The sequence below is a fragment of the Streptomyces sp. NPDC002754 genome (assembly GCF_053592315.1).
The window spans coordinates 38,714-56,995 of the sequence record NZ_JBSFVM010000038.1 but is presented as its reverse complement, the minus strand read 5'-3'; the positions used below and the strand labels follow the sequence as shown (position 1 = coordinate 56,995).

General features: G+C 70.8%; 11 protein-coding genes. 3 read left to right on the top strand and 8 right to left on the bottom strand.

From position 1 onward, the window contains the following. Window positions 1-109 precede the first annotated feature (109 nt). Window positions 110-1,342, bottom strand: a complete 1,233-nt coding sequence (hemW, locus tag ACWD2L_RS37150; protein WP_351340105.1) for a radical SAM family heme chaperone HemW — start codon at window positions 1,340-1,342, stop codon at window positions 110-112. Window positions 1,343-1,414: 72 nt separating this feature from the next. Beyond that, a complete protein-coding gene (locus ACWD2L_RS37145) occupies window positions 1,415-3,370 on the bottom strand; it encodes an ATP-binding SpoIIE family protein phosphatase (protein WP_351340102.1) in 1,956 nt (651 codons plus the stop codon). A gap of 102 nt (window positions 3,371-3,472) precedes the next feature. Here ACWD2L_RS37145 and ACWD2L_RS37140 point away from each other — a divergent pair, with 102 nt between their 5' ends. Next, window positions 3,473-7,609: a HAMP domain-containing protein gene (locus tag ACWD2L_RS37140; protein WP_351340099.1), complete on the top strand. Its 4,137-nt coding sequence runs from the start codon at window positions 3,473-3,475 to the stop codon at window positions 7,607-7,609. 12 nt (window positions 7,610-7,621) lie between these two features. Next, on the top strand, window positions 7,622-8,200 hold the full coding sequence (locus ACWD2L_RS37135) for a response regulator (RefSeq protein WP_351340097.1): 579 nt from the start codon (window positions 7,622-7,624) through the stop codon (window positions 8,198-8,200). 222 nt (window positions 8,201-8,422) lie between these two features. Here the strand turns inward: ACWD2L_RS37135 and ACWD2L_RS37130 are convergent, their stop codons facing one another. Next, complete coding sequence (locus ACWD2L_RS37130; protein ID WP_351340094.1) at window positions 8,423-10,312, bottom strand: AMP-dependent synthetase/ligase; 1,890 nt, start codon at window positions 10,310-10,312, stop codon at window positions 8,423-8,425. Window positions 10,313-10,567: 255 nt separating this feature from the next. After that, window positions 10,568-12,439, bottom strand: coding sequence for a translation elongation factor 4 (gene lepA, locus ACWD2L_RS37125; protein WP_351340091.1), 1,872 nt, complete (start codon window positions 12,437-12,439; stop codon window positions 10,568-10,570). 233 nt (window positions 12,440-12,672) lie between these two features. Here lepA and rpsT point away from each other — a divergent pair, with 233 nt between their 5' ends. Next, entirely contained in the window at window positions 12,673-12,939 is a 267-nt protein-coding gene (gene rpsT, locus ACWD2L_RS37120; RefSeq protein WP_351340089.1) for a 30S ribosomal protein S20, read from the top strand. 291 nt (window positions 12,940-13,230) lie between these two features. On the opposite strand, the gene holA is transcribed toward rpsT, so the two are convergent. The 4 genes from holA to ACWD2L_RS37100 all read right to left on the bottom strand — a co-directional run bounded on the left by holA (window position 13,231) and on the right by ACWD2L_RS37100 (window position 18,256). Next, window positions 13,231-14,217, bottom strand: coding sequence for a DNA polymerase III subunit delta (gene holA / locus ACWD2L_RS37115; protein WP_351340086.1), 987 nt, complete (start codon window positions 14,215-14,217; stop codon window positions 13,231-13,233). A gap of 126 nt (window positions 14,218-14,343) precedes the next feature. Further along, the gene (locus ACWD2L_RS37110; RefSeq protein ID WP_351340083.1) at window positions 14,344-14,589 is read right to left on the bottom strand and encodes a hypothetical protein; all 246 of its coding nucleotides are present in this window, start codon (window positions 14,587-14,589) and stop codon (window positions 14,344-14,346) included. Between the two features lie 42 nt (window positions 14,590-14,631). Next, entirely contained in the window at window positions 14,632-15,444 is an 813-nt protein-coding gene (locus ACWD2L_RS37105) for a YceI family protein (protein WP_351340080.1), read from the bottom strand. A 202-nt stretch (window positions 15,445-15,646) separates the two neighbouring features. Beyond that, window positions 15,647-18,256 carry a ComEC/Rec2 family competence protein gene (locus ACWD2L_RS37100; protein ID WP_351340077.1) on the bottom strand — a complete coding sequence of 870 codons (2,610 nt, stop codon included), beginning with the start codon at window positions 18,254-18,256 and terminating at the stop codon, window positions 15,647-15,649. Window positions 18,257-18,282: the final 26 nt, after the last annotated feature.

Sequence of the window (18,282 nt, the reverse complement as noted above, 5' to 3'; positions counted from 1 at the left end):
ATCGCCGGCGGGACTTGATGATTCAAGCCCCGCCGGCGATTGAGGCGATCTTTCAAGCCCCTGCGGCGATTGAGCAGCGGGGTCCGGGGCGGCGCCCCGTGGCGTGGGCTCAGTCGACCAGGTCGCGGACCACCGCGTCCGCCAGCAACCGCCCGCGCAGCGTCAGCACCGCACGCCCCCGGTCGAACGGCTCCCGCTCCAGCAACCCGTCCCGCAGAGCGCCTCGCGCGGCCGCGAGCCCATCCGCCCGAAGCAGCTCCAACGGGCAACCGTCACGGAGCCGTAGCTCGAGAAGGATCCGCTCGACGCGGCGGTCCTCCTCCGCCAACACCTCACGCCCCGCCCCGGGCGACCGCCCCTCCGCCAGCGTCGCCGCATACGCCCCCGGGTGCTTGACGTTCCACCACCGCACCCCGCCCACGTGCGAGTGCGCGCCGGGCCCGGCCCCCCACCAGTCGGCCCCGCGCCAGTACAGCTCGTTGTGGAGGCAGCGCCCGGCCTCTGACGTCGCCCAGTTCGACACCTCGTACCAGTCGAACCCGGCCGCGCCGAGGACTTCGTCGGCGATCAGGTAGCGGTCCGCGTGCACGTCGTCGTCGGTCATCGGCACCTCGCCGCGCCGGATCCGCCGCGCGAGCTGCGTGCCCTCCTCGACGATCAGGGCGTACGCGCTGACGTGGTCGGGCCCGGCCCCGAGCGCCGCGTCCAGCGTGGCCCGCCAGTCGTCGTCCGTCTCGCCCGGCGTGCCGTAGATGAGGTCGAGGTTGACGTGGTCGAAGCCCGCCGCCCGCGCCTCCGCCACACATGCCTCGGGCCGCCCCGGCGTATGCGTACGGTCGAGGACCTTCAGGACGTGCTGCCGGGCGCTCTGCATACCGAACGAGATCCGGTTGAAGCCGCCGGCCCGCAGCTCCGCCAGGTACGCCGGGTCCACAGACTCCGGGTTCGCCTCGGTCGTGATCTCCGCGTCGTCCGCGAGCCCGAACTCGTCGCGGACCACGGCCAGCATCCGTACGAGGTCGGCGGCGGGCAGCAGCGTGGGCGTGCCGCCTCCGACGAAGACGGTGCGGACCGGACGCGGGTCGTCTCCGAGGACCTTGCGCGCGAGGCGCACCTCGTCGGCGAGCGTCTGCGCGTAGTTGTCACGGGACGCGAGTACGCCGCCCGTGCCGCGCAACTCAGTGGCCGTGTACGTGTTGAAGTCGCAGTAGCCGCAGCGCGTGGCGCAGTACGGGACGTGCAGGTAGAAGCCGAGGGGTCGGGACCCGGCCCCGGCGAGGGCGGACGCGGGCAGCGAACCGTCGTCGGGCACGGGCTCACCATCGGGAAGTGCGGAAGGCATGCCCCCATTGTCCCGCCTCGCGGGAACTTCCTGAGCGCACCCGCACCGACCCGTGCTCCCGCTCCTCCCGCCTCACTGCGCCTGGAGCACCAGCAGCGCCAGGTCGTCGTCCGGCGGGCTGTCGCCGAAGGCGTGCACGAGCCGCCGGATCCGCTCCGCGAGCAGCGGCGCCGTCAGGCCCGCGCACCCGGCGAGCGCCTGCGCGAGCCCGTCGCCGTCGTCGAACTGGAGGGCCCCGCGGCGCCGCTCCGTCACCCCGTCGGTGACGCCCAGGAGCGTGTCCCCCGTGCCCATCACGAACGTTTCGCTCGTGTAGTCCGGGTCGTCGACGACGCCGAGCAGCATCTGCGGCGTGGCCGCGGCGACGACCTCGCCGCCGGGCCGCATGAGCAGCGGCAGCGGATGCCCGGCGGAGGCGAGGGTGCAGAGCACGCCGTCCTCGGTGGGGGTCAGCTCGCCGTAGAGGAGCGACAGGAAGCGGGCGGTGGAGCCCTCCGGTGGCACGCCGCGGCCGTCGGCCGCGGCGAGCGCGCGGGCCGCGGCGTCGGAGGCCTCGGTCGCGTCGTCGAGCAGCAGCCGGTTGAGCCGGTCGAGGACCTGCGAGACCTGGTACTCCTCGCGGGCCAGGAGCCGCAGCCAGGGGCGTACGAGCCCGATGACGACGGCGGCCTCGGGGCCCTTTCCCTGGACGTCGCCGAGCGCGAAGCACCAGCGTCCGGCGCCGGCCGGGAACACGTCGTAGAAGTCGCCGCCGGGGCCGCCTGCCTCCTTCGGCTCGTACACGAGGGCGCTCTTCACGCCGGGGATCTCGGCGATGGACGTGGGCAGCAGGCCGCGCTGCAGGATGCGGCTGATGGTGGCCTGCCGGGTGAAGCGGCGGGCCGCGCTGACGGCGAGGGCGACGCGCCGGCTGAAGTCCTCGACGAGCCCGGTGACCTCGTCGGGGAATCGGTGCAGTCCGGCCCGTCCGATCAGCAGGATGCCGAGCGCGCGGCCGCCCGCGGAGAGCCGGTAGGCGACCGCCGCGCCGGTGTCCTGGGTGACCGGGCCGCCCTGCCCGTCGAAGGGCCAGGGCACGGGGACGGCGCCGGAGAGGCGGTCGGGCAGCCGCGGGGGTTCCTTCTCCAGGAGTCCGCGGAGCTCTTCGGTGCGGCGTTCGTGGGTGTGCCAGACGCGGGCGAGCCGGGGCAGCTGCACCGGTCCCGCGCCCAGCTCGTCGTGTTCGACAACGCCCGGCAGGCCGCGCCCCTCCTCCTCGTAGAACCAGATGGCGCACCAGTCGGCGAGCCGTGGGACGAGGAGCTGGCCGACGAGCGCGGCGACCATGTCCTCGTCGAGCTGGCCGGCGAGCAGGTCGGAGGCCTCGGCGAGGAAGGAGAGCGCGCCGCGGTTGATCCAGTCCTGGTCCTGGGGGGCGCGCCGGGACGCGGGCGCCAGGATCTCCGCGGCGCGCAGGCCCCTCTGCAGGCTGCGCATGCGGGCCGGGGTGTCGGGAATCTCCGCGGCGGCCGGCGGGGCGTCGGCGGGGACGCGCGCCCAGACGGTCTTGGTGCCGTGCCCGTAGGTGATGCCCCACAACTCGGCGAGGGAGGCGACGAGTTGGAGGCCGCGGCCGTACTCTGGGGTCTCCGGTGAGCGGAAGCCGCGGTCGTTGCGGACGGCGCGGGCCGGGTGTCGGTCGGTGACCTCGACGACGAGTCCGGCGGTGACGCTGCCGTCCGGGGCGGCGTCCTCCAGGCGGCACAGGAGGTCGACTCCGGTGCCGGCGTGCACGACGGCGTTGGTGACGAGTTCGCTGAGTACGACGGTCGCGTCGTCCATGAGGCGTCCGTCGAGGGTGAGAGCCACCGAGAGCTCGGGCAGTTCGGTCCAGTCGGCGAAGGCGGCACGCAGGAACCGGCGGGCGGCAGCGGGCGCGAGCGGGTTTCCGGGCAGCGACGTGCGCGCGACGATCGGCTCCCCGGTCGGCTGCTCGGGCGCGTCCGGGGCGCCAAGAGCGCTCTCCCGCTGGATCGGAATGGAACCCACGTTTCGGCTCCTGAGTAGTTGTGGCAAAGACGCCTCAGGCGACACCGACAGAGTGACAGACTGACCACGCCCATAAGCGCGGAGTTACCTAAGTAGGCCGCTATGAGTGAGAACAGTGGTATGCGTGCACCTCAGAAGGGCTACGGTGACGAAGCCATCCGTGCGAGCGATCTCCGGCCTCTGCTGGCGGCGCTGACGGCCGCCCGGGACGGCACGTTCACGCATGTGCCGATCGCCGCGGACGGGATCGTCGGTGAGCTCGGCGCGACATTCAACCAGCTCGCGGACCGCAGCGTGCACTTCAACGCCGAACTCGCGCGGGTGCGGCGGGAGATCACCCGGCACGGCCGACTCGACGAGCGCCTGGAGGCGAGCCCGGGGCAGGGTACCTGGGTGACCCGGGTGGGCGACGTCAACACCATCGTCGACGCGCTCGTCGCGCCGACCGCGAACGCCACGCGGGTGCTGGAAGCGGTGGCGGGCGGTGACCTGACGCAGCGCGTGGACCTGCACGACGGCAGTCGCCAACTCCGGGGCGATCTGCGGCGGTTGGGGCGTTCGGTCAACAAGATGGTGGACCAGCTCTCCCTGTTCACCGGCGAGGTGACGCGGGTGGCCCGCGAGGTCGGCACCGAGGGCCGGCTCGGCGGGCGCGCCAAGGTGACGGGCCTGTCCGGGAGTTGGCGCGATGTGACCGAGGCGGTCAACACCATGGCGTCGCGGCTCACGGCGCAGGTGCGGGACATCGCGCTCGTGACGACGGCGGTGGCGCGGGGCGACCTGACGCGCACGGTGACGATCGAGGCGACGGGCGAGCTGCTCGAACTGAAGCTGACCGTGAACACGATGGTCGACCAGCTCTCCGCCTTCGCCGACGAAGTGACACGAGTGGCCCGCGAGGTCGGCACCGAGGGCCAACTCGGCGGCCGCGCCCAGGTCCGCGGCGTATCGGGCGTCTGGAAGGACCTCACCGACAACGTCAACTTCATGGCGTCGAACCTGACCTCCCAGGTCCGCAACATCGCCCAGGTCACGACCGCCGTGGCCGACGGCGACCTGAGCCAGAAGATCACGGTCGACGCCCAGGGCGAGATCCTCGAACTCAAGTCGACGATCAACACCATGGTCGACCAACTCTCCGCGTTCGCCGACGAGGTGACACGGGTGGCCCGCGAGGTGGGTACAGAGGGCCAACTCGGCGGCCGCGCCCAGGTCCGCGGCGTATCCGGGGTCTGGAAGGACCTCACCGACAACGTCAACTTCATGGCCGACAACCTGACGTCGCAGGTGCGCAACATCGCGCTCGTGTCGACCGCGGTGGCGCAGGGCGACCTCGGCAAGAAGATCACCGTCGAGGCGAAGGGCGAGATCCTCGAACTCAAGTCGACGATCAACACCATGGTCGACCAGCTCTCCGCCTTCGCCGACGAGGTCACCCGCGTCGCCCGCGAGGTCGGAACCGAGGGCAACCTCGGCGGCCAGGCCCAGGTGCGGGGCGTGTCCGGGGTCTGGAAGGACCTCACCGACAACGTCAACTTCATGGCGTCGAACCTGACCTCCCAGGTCCGCAACATCGCCCAGGTCACGACCGCCGTGGCCCAGGGCGACCTCGGCAAGAAGATCTCGGTGGACGCGCGCGGCGAGATCCTCGAACTGAAGGACACCGTCAACACGATGGTGGAGCAGTTGCGCGGCTTCGCCGACGAGGTGACCCGCGTGGCCCGCGAGGTCGGCACCGACGGCCGGCTCGGCGGGCGTGCAACCGTCCACGGCGTGTCGGGCGTCTGGAAGGACCTGACCGACAACGTCAACTACATGGCGGACAACCTGACTTCACAAGTGCGGAACATCGCGCAGGTCGCCACCGCCGTCGCCCAGGGCGACCTCTCCAAGAAGATCGATGTGGACGCGCGCGGCGAGATCCTCGAACTGAAGACGACCATCAACACGATGGTCGACACGCTCTCCTCGTTCTCCTCCGAGGTGACCCGCGTGGCCCGCGAGGTGGGCTCCCAGGGCCAGTTGGGCGGCCAGGCGCGGGTCGAGGGCGTGTACGGCACGTGGAAGCGCCTGACGACGAACGTGAACGAGCTGGCGCTGAACCTGACCACGCAGGTCCGCGCCATCGCCGAGGTCGCCTCCGCGGTCACCTCGGGGGACATGTCCCGCTCGATCACGGTCGACGCGCAGGGCGAGGTCGCCGAGCTGAAGGACAACATCAACCTGATGGTGGCCAACCTCCGCGAGACGACCCGCGCGAAGGACTGGCTGGAGTCCAACCTGGCCCGCCTCGCCGCCCTGATGCAGGGCCACCGCGACCTGATGGAGGTCGCCGACCTGATCCTGCGCGAGCTGACACCGCTGGTGAACGCCCAGTACGGCGCCTTCTTCCTCGCGGAGGAGGACGACGACGGCACGCGGCAGCCAACGGCCGTACCCACCAAGGGGCTTGCGTACATCGCCGGGTACGGCTCGGGCTCCGCATCTGTCATCGACACGGGCGGGATGCCGGTCCACGGCCTCGTACGGCAGGCGGCCCTGGAGAAGAAGCGGATCCTGGTGGAGGAGGTGCCGCCGGACTACATCAACATCAACAGCGGGCTCGGCGAGGCGGCGCCCGCCTCGGTCGTGATCATCCCGATCCTCTTCGAGGACAAGCTCCTCGGCCTGATCGAGCTGGCCTCCTTCTCCCGCTTCTCCGACGTCCACCTGGCGTTCTTCGACCAGTTCGTGAACACCATCGGCGTCGCCATCAACACCATCATCGCCAACTCCCGTACGGAGTCCCTGCTCGGCGAGTCCCAGCGCCTCGCCATCCAGCTCCAGGAGCGCTCGAACGAACTCCAGCGCCAGCAGGCGGAGTTGCAGCGCTCGAACGCTCAACTGGAGGAGAAAGCCGCCCTGTTGGCGACCTCCTCGCAGTACAAGTCGGAGTTCCTGGCGAACATGTCGCACGAGCTGCGCACCCCGCTCAACTCCCTGCTCATCCTGGCCCGGCTGCTCTCCGACAACCCGGACGGGCATCTCAACGGCCAGGAGGTCCAGTTCGCGACGACGATCCACCGCTCGGGCTCCGACCTGCTCCAGCTCATCAACGACATCCTCGACCTGTCGAAGATCGAGGCCGGCCGGATGGACGTACGCCCCAAGAAGCTCCCCCTCATCAAGGTCCTCGACTACGTCCACGCGACGTTCCGGCCCATCACCCTCGACCGCGGCCTCGCCTTCGAGGTGTCGGTCGGCGAGGACGTGCCGCGCGAGATGTTCTCCGACGAGCAGCGCCTCCAGCAGATCCTGCGCAACCTCCTGTCGAACGCGATCAAGTTCACCGCACAGGGCCGGGTCGAACTGCGGGTCCGCCTGGTCAAGGCCCCCGAAGGGGCCCAGTCGGCCGAGGGCGACGATCTGCTCGCCTTCGCCGTCACCGACACCGGGATCGGCATCCCGCGCGACAAACTCGCCGTCGTCTTCGAGGCGTTCCAGCAGGCCGACGGCACGACGAACCGCAAATACGGCGGCACGGGCCTCGGCCTGTCCATCAGCCGGGAGATCTCCGCGCTGCTCGGCGGCCACATCGTCGCGGAGAGCGAGCCCGGCGAGGGCTCCACCTTCACGCTGTACGTCCCCGTGCGCTGCCCCGGGCACGAGCCGCCTCCCGGGCAGGAGCCGTCCACCCTGCCGCAGTCGGCCCTCGTACCCGAGCAGGGCTCCCCGACGGACATGTACGCGTCGCAGCAGCCGGAACAGGAGGACAACTGGCCGGCGCCGACGAAGCTGGAGCAGTGGAAGACGGGCAGGCCGGGCCTGGTCCTGCCGGGCCGCCGCGTCCTGATCGTCGACGACGACATCCGCAACGTCTTCGCGCTCACCCACGTACTGGGCCGCGTCGGCATGCCCGTCCTGTACGCGGAGAACGGCCGCGAGGGCATCGAGACCCTGGAGAGCCACCCCGATGTCGAACTCGTCCTGATGGACATCATGATGCCCGAGATGGACGGCTACGAGACGATCTCCGTCATCCGCGGTACGCCACGATGGGCCGGACTGCCCATCGTGGCGCTCACCGCCAAGGCCATGCCCGGCGACCGCGAGAAGTCGATCGCCAAGGGCGCGAACGATTACGTACCGAAACCGGTGGACGTCGACCAGTTGCTGAACGTTGTGTGCGAGCTGCTGGCCCCCGAGGAGGCGGACCCGTCCGCAACCGAGGTCTCCGGTACACCGGCGACCACTGAGTGAGGCACCGTCAACATGACCACTGCAGAGTCCACTTCAGCGGATCGGGCCAGCATCCTCCTTGTCGACGACATGGAGGACAACCTGACCGCACTCGAAGCCGTACTGGGCCCCCTCAACGAGCCGTTGGTCAGGGCCCGTTCGGGAGAGGAGGCGATGAAGGCGCTGCTGCGCAGGCAGTTCGCCGTCGTCCTCCTGGACATCCGGATGCCCGGCATGGACGGCTTCGAGACGGCGACGAACATCAAGCGTCTCGACCAGACGAAGGACGTCCCGATCATCTTCCTGACGGGCACGGAGGCCGACACCGGCTACGCCTTCCGCGGCTACGCGACCGGCGCCGCCGACTACCTGACCAAGCCCTTCGACCCATGGGTGCTGCGCGCGAAGGTGACGGTCTTCCTCGACCTGCACCGCAAGAACCGCCAGCTGCAGCGCCTCCTGGCGCGCGAGCACCAGCAGTTGGACGACCTCGCGGCCCGCATGACGACGATGGAGCGCCTCCTGGCCGAGGACGCGAACCCCGACGTGCGCGAACTGCGCCACGACATCGGGGAGATGAAGGAGACGCTGCGGATGGTGCGCCGGGGTTAGGGCCTGTCCGGCGGATCATGGCGCAGTCGCGGGCTCTGGCACGCCCATCTGCGGCGTTGTCGTCAATCACCATCGCTCCGCGATGCCTCAATCCTCCGCCTTGCAGCTCGACGCACCAGAGCCCGCTTGCCTGCACCGATCGATCGAGGCCACACGCAAGCGCCATGATCCGCCGGACAGGCCCTAGCGCACTTCGACCGCGGCGCCTCCTTCCTCGGGCCGTCAGCCCTCGATGCTCCCGGCGTACATCTCGTCGAGCAGCGCCTTGTACTCCCGCTCCACGACCGGGCGCTTCAGCTTCAGGCTGGGCGTCAGCTCGCCGTGCTCGATGTCGAGGTCGCGCGGCAGGAGCTTGAACTTCTTGATGGTCTGCCAGCGCTGCAGGCCCTCGTTGAGCTCCTTCACGTAGCCCTCGACGAGCTGCACCGTCTGCGGCGCCGCGACGACCTCCTCGTACGAGGAGCCGCTGAGGCCGTTCTCCTTGGCCCACTCCAGGATCGACGGCTCGTCGAGCGAGATGAGCGCCGTGCAAAAGTTCCGGTCGGCGCCGTGCACCAGGATGTTGGAGACGTACGGGCACACGGCCTTGAACTGGCCCTCGACCTCGGCGGGCGCGATGTACTTGCCGCCCGACGTCTTGATGAGGTCCTTCTTGCGGTCGGTGATCCGCAGGTAGCCGTCGTTGGACAGCTCGCCGATGTCGCCGGTGTGGAACCAGCCGTCCGACTCCAGGACCTCGGCGGTCTTGTCGGGCAGCCCGTGGTAGCCCTCCATGATGCCGGGGCCGCGCAGCAGGATCTCGCCGTCGTCCGCGATCCGCACCTCGGTGCCGGGCAGCGGCTTGCCGACGGTGCCGGTGCGGTAGGCCTCACCGGGGTTCACGAACGAGGCGGCGCTGGACTCGGTCAGGCCGTAGCCCTCCAGGATGTGCACGCCCGCGCCGGCGAAGAAGTAGCCGATCTCGGGAGCGAGCGCGGCAGAGCCGGACACACACGCCCGCAACTGCCCGCCGAAGGCCTCCCGCAGCTTGCCGTAGACCAGGCGGTCCGCCGCCTTGTGCTTCGAGGCGAGCTTGAACGGCACGGACGCGACGCCGGTGCGGCGGAAGTTGTCCTGGCTGACCTTCGCGTACTCGCGTGCGACCCCGGCCGCCCACTGGAAGATCTTGTACTTGGCGGAGCCACCGGCCCGCGCCTTCGCGGCGACGCCGTTGTAGACCTTCTCGAAGATGCGCGGTACGGCGGCCATGTACGTCGGCTGCACGATCGGCAGATTCTCGATGATCTTGTCCACGCGGCCGTCGACCGCGGTGACGTGCCCGACCTCGATCTGGCCACTGGTCAGCACCTTGCCGAAGACGTGCGCGAGCGGCAGCCACAGGTACTGCACGTCGTCGCCGCTCACGAGCCCGGTCGCCGCGATGGCCTTCGCCATGTACGACCAGTTGTCGTGCGGTAGCCGGACGCCCTTGGGCCGGCCGGTGGTGCCGGAGGTGTAGATGAGCGTGGCGAGCTGGTCCTTCTCGATCGCCCCGACCCGCTCCGTCACGGCGTCCGGGTTCTTCTCCAGGTACGCGGCGCCGCGCGCCTCCAGGTCCTCCAGGGTGAGCACCCAGCCGTCGGGGTCTGCGGCGTCGGGCTCGACACCCGTCGCGTCGATCACCACGACGTGCCGCAGCTCGGGCAGCTCGGCCCTGCGCGCCCGCGCCTTGGCGAGCTGCGCGGCGTCCTCGGCGACGATGACCTTGGACTCGGAGTCGGACAGGATGAACGCCGACTCCTCCTCGTTGGTCTGCGGGTACACGGTGGTGGTCGCCGCGCCCGCGCACATGATGCCGAGGTCGGCGAGCACCCACTCGACACGGGTCGAGGAGGCGAGCGCCACCCGCTCCTGCGGGCCCACTCCCAGCTCGACGAGGCCCGCGGCGATGGCGTACACGCGCTGCGCGGCCTGCGCCCAGCTCAGCGACTTCCAGTCGTCGGGGCCCGTGCCGGAGGCCGAGGGCACCGGATAGCGGTAGGCCTCCGCGTCCGGCGTCGCCGCCACGCGCTCCAGGAAGAGGTTCGCCACGGAGGGCGGACGGTTCTCGATCAAGGTCTGTGTGTCGCTCACGACGTCCTCCGGGGCCCGCGGCAGTGCGGCTGGTTCAGCGGCTTGTTTAACTGGTGAGTAACCATTGGGCAGTGATCAGGGTAAGGGTCACCGTCCTGGCGCGTAAGGGGCTCCGGCCTCCGACTTCATCGGACTCTCCCCCATCTCCCCCACCCCACACACGGCCCTCACAAAAGCAGCGGGCGCCTGCCCTGAGAAACGGACAGACGCCTCTTGCTTCGTACGATCCTCATGCGCGGGGACCGGCGCGGCGGGTTACTTCTTGCTCTTGGCGCCGCCACTGTCGTCACTGGAGAGCACAGCGATGAAGGCTTCCTGCGGCACCTCGACGGAGCCGACCATCTTCATGCGCTTCTTGCCCTCCTTCTGCTTCTCGAGGAGCTTGCGCTTACGGGAGATGTCACCGCCGTAGCACTTGGCGAGGACGTCCTTGCGGATGGCGCGGATGGTCTCGCGGGAGATGACACGGGAGCCGATGGCGGCCTGGACCGGGATCTCGAAGGCCTGCCGCGGGATGAGCTCCCGCAGCTTGGCCACCAGACGCACGCCGTACGCGTACGCGGCGTCCTTGTGGGTGACGGCGGAGAACGCGTCGACGCGGTCGCCGTGCAGCAGGATGTCGACCTTCACCAGGTCGGAGGCCTGTTCGCCGGTGGGCTCGTAGTCCAGGGACGCGTAACCGCGGGTCTTGGACTTCAACTGGTCGAAGAAATCGAAGACGATCTCGGCGAGGGGGAGGGTGTAGCGGATCTCCACCCGGTCCTCGGAGAGGTAGTCCATGCCGAGCAGGGTGCCGCGACGGGTCTGGCAGAGCTCCATGATCGCGCCGATGAACTCGCTGGGCGCGAGGAGCGTGGCGCGCACGACGGGCTCGAAGACCTTGTCGATCTTGCCCTCGGGGAACTCGCTCGGGTTGGTGACCGTGTGCTCGGTGCCGTCCTCCATGTCCACGCGGTAGACCACGTTGGGGGCGGTGGCGATGAGGTCGAGCCCGAACTCGCGCTCGAGCCGCTCCCGGATCACGTCGAGGTGCAGCAGCCCCAGGAAGCCGACGCGGAAGCCGAAGCCGAGCGCGGCGGAGGTCTCCGGCTCGTAGACCAGAGCGGCGTCGTTCAGCTGCAGCTTGTCGAGGGCCTCGCGCAGGTCCGGGTACTCCGAGCCGTCCAGCGGATAGAGACCCGAGAAGACCATCGGCTTCGGGTCCTTGTAACCGCCGAGGGCCTCGGTGGCGCCCTTGTGCAGGGAGGTGATCGTGTCACCGACCTTGGACTGCCGGACGTCCTTCACGCCGGTGATGATGTAGCCGACCTCGCCGACGCCGATGCCGTCGGCCGGGGTCATCTCGGGGGACGACACACCGATCTCGAGCAGCTCGTGCGTGGCCCCGGTGGACATCATCCGGATCCGCTCACGCTTGTTGAGCTGACCGTCGACGACTCGTACGTACGTCACGACGCCCCGGTAGGAGTCGTAGACCGAGTCGAAGATCATCGCGCGGGCGGGGGCGTCGGCGACGCCGACCGGCGGGGGGATCTCGGCGACGACCTTGTCGAGCAGCGCCTCGACGCCCACGCCGGTCTTCGCGGAGACCTTGAGCACATCGTCGGGGTCGCAGCCGATGAGGTTGGCGAGCTCCTCCGAGAACTTCTCCGGCTGGGCGGCCGGAAGGTCGATCTTGTTGAGCACCGGAACGATCTTGAGGTCGTTCTCCATCGCCAGGTACAGGTTGGCGAGGGTCTGCGCCTCGATGCCCTGGGCGGCGTCGACAAGCAGGACCGTCCCCTCGCACGCGGCGAGCGAGCGGGACACCTCGTACGTGAAGTCCACGTGACCCGGCGTGTCGATCATGTTGAGGACGTGGGTACTGCCCTTGTCGGGCCCCTCCGTCGGGGCCCAGGGCAGCCGCACCGCCTGGGACTTGATCGTGATGCCGCGCTCTCGCTCGATGTCCATCCGGTCGAGATACTGAGCACGCATCTGCCGCTGCTCGACCACCCCGGTCAGCTGGAGCATCCGGTCGGCGAGCGTCGACTTGCCGTGGTCGATGTGCGCGATGATGCAGAAGTTGCGAATCAGAGCCGGGTCGGTGCGGCTCGGCTCGGGCACATTTTTAGGGATCGCGGGCACGCAGGGTCCTGTCTCTTGAGGCCTTCTGCCTCGGGTCGGCCTCGGTTGGGATCAATACGTAGCCTCCATGGTCCCATGAGCGGGGGGCTGCGCCCGGTTTGGGCCGCCCGGATGACGGCTGATACCGTGGGCAGCTGTGTCTCATGCCCTCTAAGCCGAGGCACACACTCAGTGACAATCACCGGTACGGGTCCCTGACCGGCCCCGTGCCTGAACCTGAAAAGGCTCATTTCGTGGCGAACATCAAGTCCCAGATCAAGCGGATCAAGACCAACGAGAAGGCGCGACTGCGCAACAAGACGGTCAAGTCCTCCCTCAAGACCTCGATCCGCAAGGCCCGCGAGGCCGTTGCCGCCGGTGACGTCCAGAAGGCCGTCGAGGCTCAGCGCGCTGCCGCGCGTCAGCTCGACAAGGCCGTCTCCAAGGGCGTTATCCACAAGAACCAGGCCGCCAACAAGAAGTCGGCGCTTGCTTCGAAGGTCGCGTCCATCCAGGCCTGAACCTGACCTGACCTGACCTGATCGACCGTCGGTGGGACCCGGGCGGGCCCTCTCTCTCCGCCCCCGACCGACACCCAAGAGCCCGCACGCGACTGCGTTCGCCACGCGGGTGCGGGCTCACACAGCTTGACCCGAGGCCCCACCCTTTTCAGGGCGGGGCCTTCGGCGTTCCCTGGAGTCTCTTCCTCTTCTCCAGCCCGTCCGGCCATCTCCAGCCCGTCCGGCGTTTGAGGACAAGGGGGTCTGGGGGCGCAGCCCCCAGGGACGGGAAGGGGCGGCGGGGGCGATTCCCTAACGCCCCCGCGCCCGGGCAGCCCGCGCCACGGTCACCACAGCCTTCTCCAGCGCGTACTCCGGGTCGTCCCCCGCCCCCTTCACCCCCGCATCCGCCTCCGCCACCGCCCGAAGCGCCACCGCAACCCCATCCGGCGTCCACCCCCGCATCTGCTGCCGCACCCGATCAATCTTCCACGGCGGCATCCCCAACTCCCGCGCAAGATCCGCCGGCCGCCCCCCACGCGCGGACGACAGCTTCCCGATCGCCCGCACCCCCTGAGCCAACGCACTGGTGATCAGCACCGGCGCCACCCCGGTCGACAACGACCACCGCAGCGCCTCCAGCGCCTCGGCCACCCGCCCCTCCACGGCCCGGTCGGCGACGGTGAAGCTGGACGCCTCGGCCCGCCCCGTGTAATACCGCCCGACAACGGCCTCGTCGATGGTCCCCTCGACGTCGGCGGCGAGCTGCGACACCGCGGACGCCAGCTCCCGCAGATCACTCCCGATGGCATCGACGAGCGTCTGCGACGCCTCACCAGTGGCAGACCGCCCGATCGCCCGGAACTCGGCACGCACGAACGCCAGCCGATCCGCCGCCTTCGTCATCTTGGGGCAGGCGACCTCCCTGGCCCCGGCCTTGCGCGCCGCGTCGAGCAGGCCCTTGCCCTTGGCGCCACCGGCGTGCAGCAGCACCAGCGTGATCTCCTCGGCGGGCGAGCCGATGTACGCCTTCACGTCCTTGACCGTGTCCGCGGACAGGTCCTGCGCATTGCGTACGACGACGACCTTGCGCTCGGCGAACAGCGAGGGACTGGTCAGCTCGTCCAGCGTCCCCGGCTGCAACTGATCAGAGGTCAGGTCCCGGACGTCGGTGTCCGCGTCCATGGCGCGCGCGGCCGCCACGATCTGCTGCACCGCGCGGTCGAGCAGCAGCTCCTCCTGCCCCACCGCGACGGTGAGAGGAGCGAGCGGTTCGTCATTTGCAGTCTTCCTGGCCATCGCGCCAAGCATCCCACGCACCACTGACAAGCCCCCCCATCAAGCCCCTGCGGCGATTGAGCAGCGGGGTCCGGGGCGGAGCCCCGAGTCGTCACCGCGGACGGCCTCACAGCAACGGCAACAGCCCTACGGCTCCTCGCGCCACCCCTCCCACTCCGCCGCGAACTCATCCAGCTCCCCGGCGGCCAGCCGCCCCGTCGCGTCCTCGACGACCAGCAGCCACTGCGCGTCCTCGGCGTCGTCCTCACCGGCCAACGCGTCCCGTACGAGCTGGGGTTCCTCGGCCACCCCGAAGCGCTCCCGGAGCGCCTCCGAGGCCTCCTCCGCGGCGTCCCGGTCGGGCAGCACCAGTACGTGTCTCACATCGCTCACGCCACCATTTTCCGGCACACCGGCGGCGCCGCACGCACGGGGTCAGTCCTTGGGCACGACCTGTATGTCGAGCTCGATGCGGACGCTGGAGCCGACGACGGCGATGCCCCTCGCCAGCATGGTCTGCCAGCTCACGGTGAAGTCGTCGCGGTGCAGCTCCGTGGTCGCCCGGCAGGCGGCCCGGGTCTCGCCCTCCATGCCGGTGCCCACGCCCAGGTAGTCGGCCTCCAGCGTGACCGTCCGGGTCACGCCGTGCAGCGTGAGCGCCCCGGTGATCGCCCAGCGGCCGCCGCCTCTGTGCACGAAGCGGTCGCTGTAGAACTCCAGCGTCGGGAAGCGCTCGACGTCGAGGAAATCGGCGGACCTGAGGTGGTCGTCGCGCATCTTGACGTTCGTGTCGATGGACGAGGCGTCGATGACGACGTGCATCGCGGAGTCCTCGACCCGCTCGGCCACCCGCAGCACACCGGCGAACGTGTTGAACCGGCCGTAGACCCGCGCCATCCCGATGTGCCGCGCCGTGAACCCGATCGAGGAGTGCGTCGGCTCGACCTCCCAGTCCCCCGGCGTCGGCAGCGCCGGAGGCGCGGACACCTGGAGCGTGACGTCACCGAGCGCCGCCTGCTCGCCCTCGGCCACGGTGGCCCCACCGCGGAACGACGCGTACCCCTCGGCCGACACCGCGAGCCGGTAGTCCCCTGCGGGCACCGTCGCCACGAACGAGCCGAACGGACCGACGCCCCCGCTCACCACCTTGCGCCCCATCACATCGTTCACCGAGAACTCGGCGCCGCGCACCGGCTCACCCACGGCATCGATGATCCGGCCACTGAGCACCCCCGCGCCCGGCGGCATCGCCCTCCCCCCGAGAGAACTCGAATCTACTGACCGGTTAGTACGGTTTCTCCGCCGGAAGCCAAACATGTCCCACCCACCCCAGAACGCCTGGACAACTGCCTGAACTGCTGTATTCGACAAGCATTCGATCATCGTGGGCGGTTTCGAGGCAACATGCGCCCGCATGGCAAGAAAACGACCCTGAGCGGCATCGGCCGCGCTACGAGGCGACCCGGAGCTCCCCACCGCCCCCTCCCACGACCGCCACCGCCCCGTCCCGGTCCGTCCTGAGCACGGCCGCACCGCGCGCCCGCAGAGCCGCCAGGGTGCTGGGCGCCGGGTGACCGTACGAGTTGTCGCGGCCCACCGAGATCAGCGCGACGCGGGGCGCGGCCCTGCGCAACAGTTCCGGGTCCTGGTAGGCCGAGCCGTGATGGGCGACCTTGAGCACGTCCACCTGGGGCAGCCGGGCCCCGGCGGGCGATCTCAACAGGGCGCGCTGCGCCGGGGGTTCGAGGTCGCCGAGGAGCAGCAGGGCCAGCCCCGCGACGCGGACGAGCAGGGTCACGCTCGCGTCGTTCGGACCGTCCGGCGGCGGGGCCGGGTCCGGCGGCGGCCACAGCACCTGCCAGTCGAGCGGTCCCGCTCTGCGCCGCTCCCCCGCCACCGCGCGCACCACCGGGACCCCGCGCCGGGCGGCCTCCCTCCGCACGAACGCCACCTGCTCCGACGGCTCCTCGAACCCGGTCGCCTCGATCTGACCGACGGCCCTTCCCCGCAACACCCCCGCGAGCCCGGCCACATGGTCCGCGTGGAAGTGCGTGAGCACCACCGCCGGGATCCGGGTGACGCCAAGCGAGCGCAGGCACCGGTCGACGAGCAGCGGGTCGGGGCCCGCGTCCACCACCACTCCGGCCCCCGCCCCGGCCGCGAGCACCAGGGCGTCGCCCTGCCCCACGTCGCACATGGCCAGGCGCCAGCCGGCCGGCGGCCAGCCGGTGACGCCCCGCACGAGCGGCGCGGGCCGCGTGATCACCAGGACGAGCAGCAGCGCGCAGACCCCGCAGATCCAGGGTGACGCGAGTGCTCTGCGCCCCACGAGCACGAGGGCCAACGTGCCGAGCGCGAGCAGCGCTCCGCCGCGCCAGCCACCCGGCCAGTCCAACCCGCTGCCGGGCAGTGCGGCCCCGGCCCTGGCGATGTCCGCGATCCACCCGGTGGGCCAACCGGCGCACCAGGCCAGGGACTTCGCCACCGGCATCGCGAGCGGCGCCGTCGCCAGCGCCGCGAACCCGAGCACGGTCGCCGGCGCGACCGCGAACTCCGCGAGCAGGTTGCACGGCACCGCCACCAGGCTCACCCGCGCCGCCAGCACCGCGACGACCGGAGCGCACACCGCCTGCGCGGCGGCGGCGGCCCCCAGCGCCTCGGCGAGCCGCGCCGGCACCCCGCGGCCACGCAGCGCCGCACTCCACCGCGGGGCCAGCGTCAACAGCGCGCCCGTGGCGAGCACCGACAGCAGGAACCCGTAACTCCGCGCCAGCCACGGGTCGTACAGGACGAGCAGCAGCACCGCTGTGGCCAGGGCCGGGATCAGGGATCTGCGGCGCCCGGTGGCCACGGCGAGCAGTGCGATCAGCCCGCACGCCGCCGCCCGCAGCACGCTCGGCTCGGGCCGGCACACCACGACGAAGCCGAGCGTGAGGGCCCCGCCGAGCACCGCGGTCGTCCGCAACGGCAGCCCGATCCGGGGCGCCAGGCCGCGCCGCTCGACGCGTTGTGCCGTGCCGGGCGGGCCGATCAACAGGGCCAGCAGGATCGTGAAATTGGCCCCACTGACCGCCATGAGGTGCAACAGGTCCGTCTCCTCGAAGGCGGTGTGCAGCTCCGGTGTCACACGCGCCGTGTCGCCGACGACGAGCCCGGGGAGCAGTGCGCGCGCGTCCGCGTCGAGCCCGCCGGTGGCCTCGCGCAGCCCCGCCCGCAGCGTCCCGGCCACCCGCTGCGACCGGCTCGGCGACCCCACGACCCGTGCCCGCTCCTCGCTCCCGACCCGCAGCACCGCCGCGACCCGGTCCCCCGCGACCATCGTCGGCGCGAAACTCCCCCGCACCCGCAACCGGGTACTGGGCAGCACGGCCAGCCACGAACTGCCTTGCACCTGCGACCACTTGTCGGGCACCTCCGAGGACGCAAAGCCCGTTTCCCCTCGACCTCCTCCAGACTCCCCCTCCCCTCCGTCCCCTCCATGCCCCCTGTCCCCTCTGTCGGCCCCCTCGCCTCCCGCGTTCACCAGGACCAGCACAGGCGCCCGCGTCCGCACCGTGTCCCCGTCCGGCCCCGTCACCCGCACCACATCCGCCTCCACCAGCACCGACGCCGGCGCCACGTGGTCCCCGCGGATTCGCGGCCGGGTGAGCCGGGGGTCGGAGGTAACCTCCAACTCGACGCCCCCGCGGGCGAATTGAGCCCCGAGTTCAGGCACGGGGCCGCGCCGCAGGTCAGCCCCGTGCAGACCGGCGGAGGCCGCGGCCGCGGCGGTGCACAGGAGCAGCGCCGCCGCCGACGGACCACGCCAGGACCGCGCCACACGCCTGGCCCCGCCACGCCCCGCGATCAGCAACCCCGCCCCACCGAGCGCACACGCCACCGCCACGAGCCCCGCCCACCACGGCGAACCGGCCACCGTCAGCGCCGCCGTGCCCCACGCCGCCAGCGCGGGCGGCACCAACCGCAGGTCCAGCGGCCCCTCTTGGCGAGGATGCGCGTCACCGAGCCGCCCGACCCTGGACACCGCCTCCCCGTCACCGCCAACGACCGGTCGACGCAAGACCGGACGGTTCACGGACGGCGGAC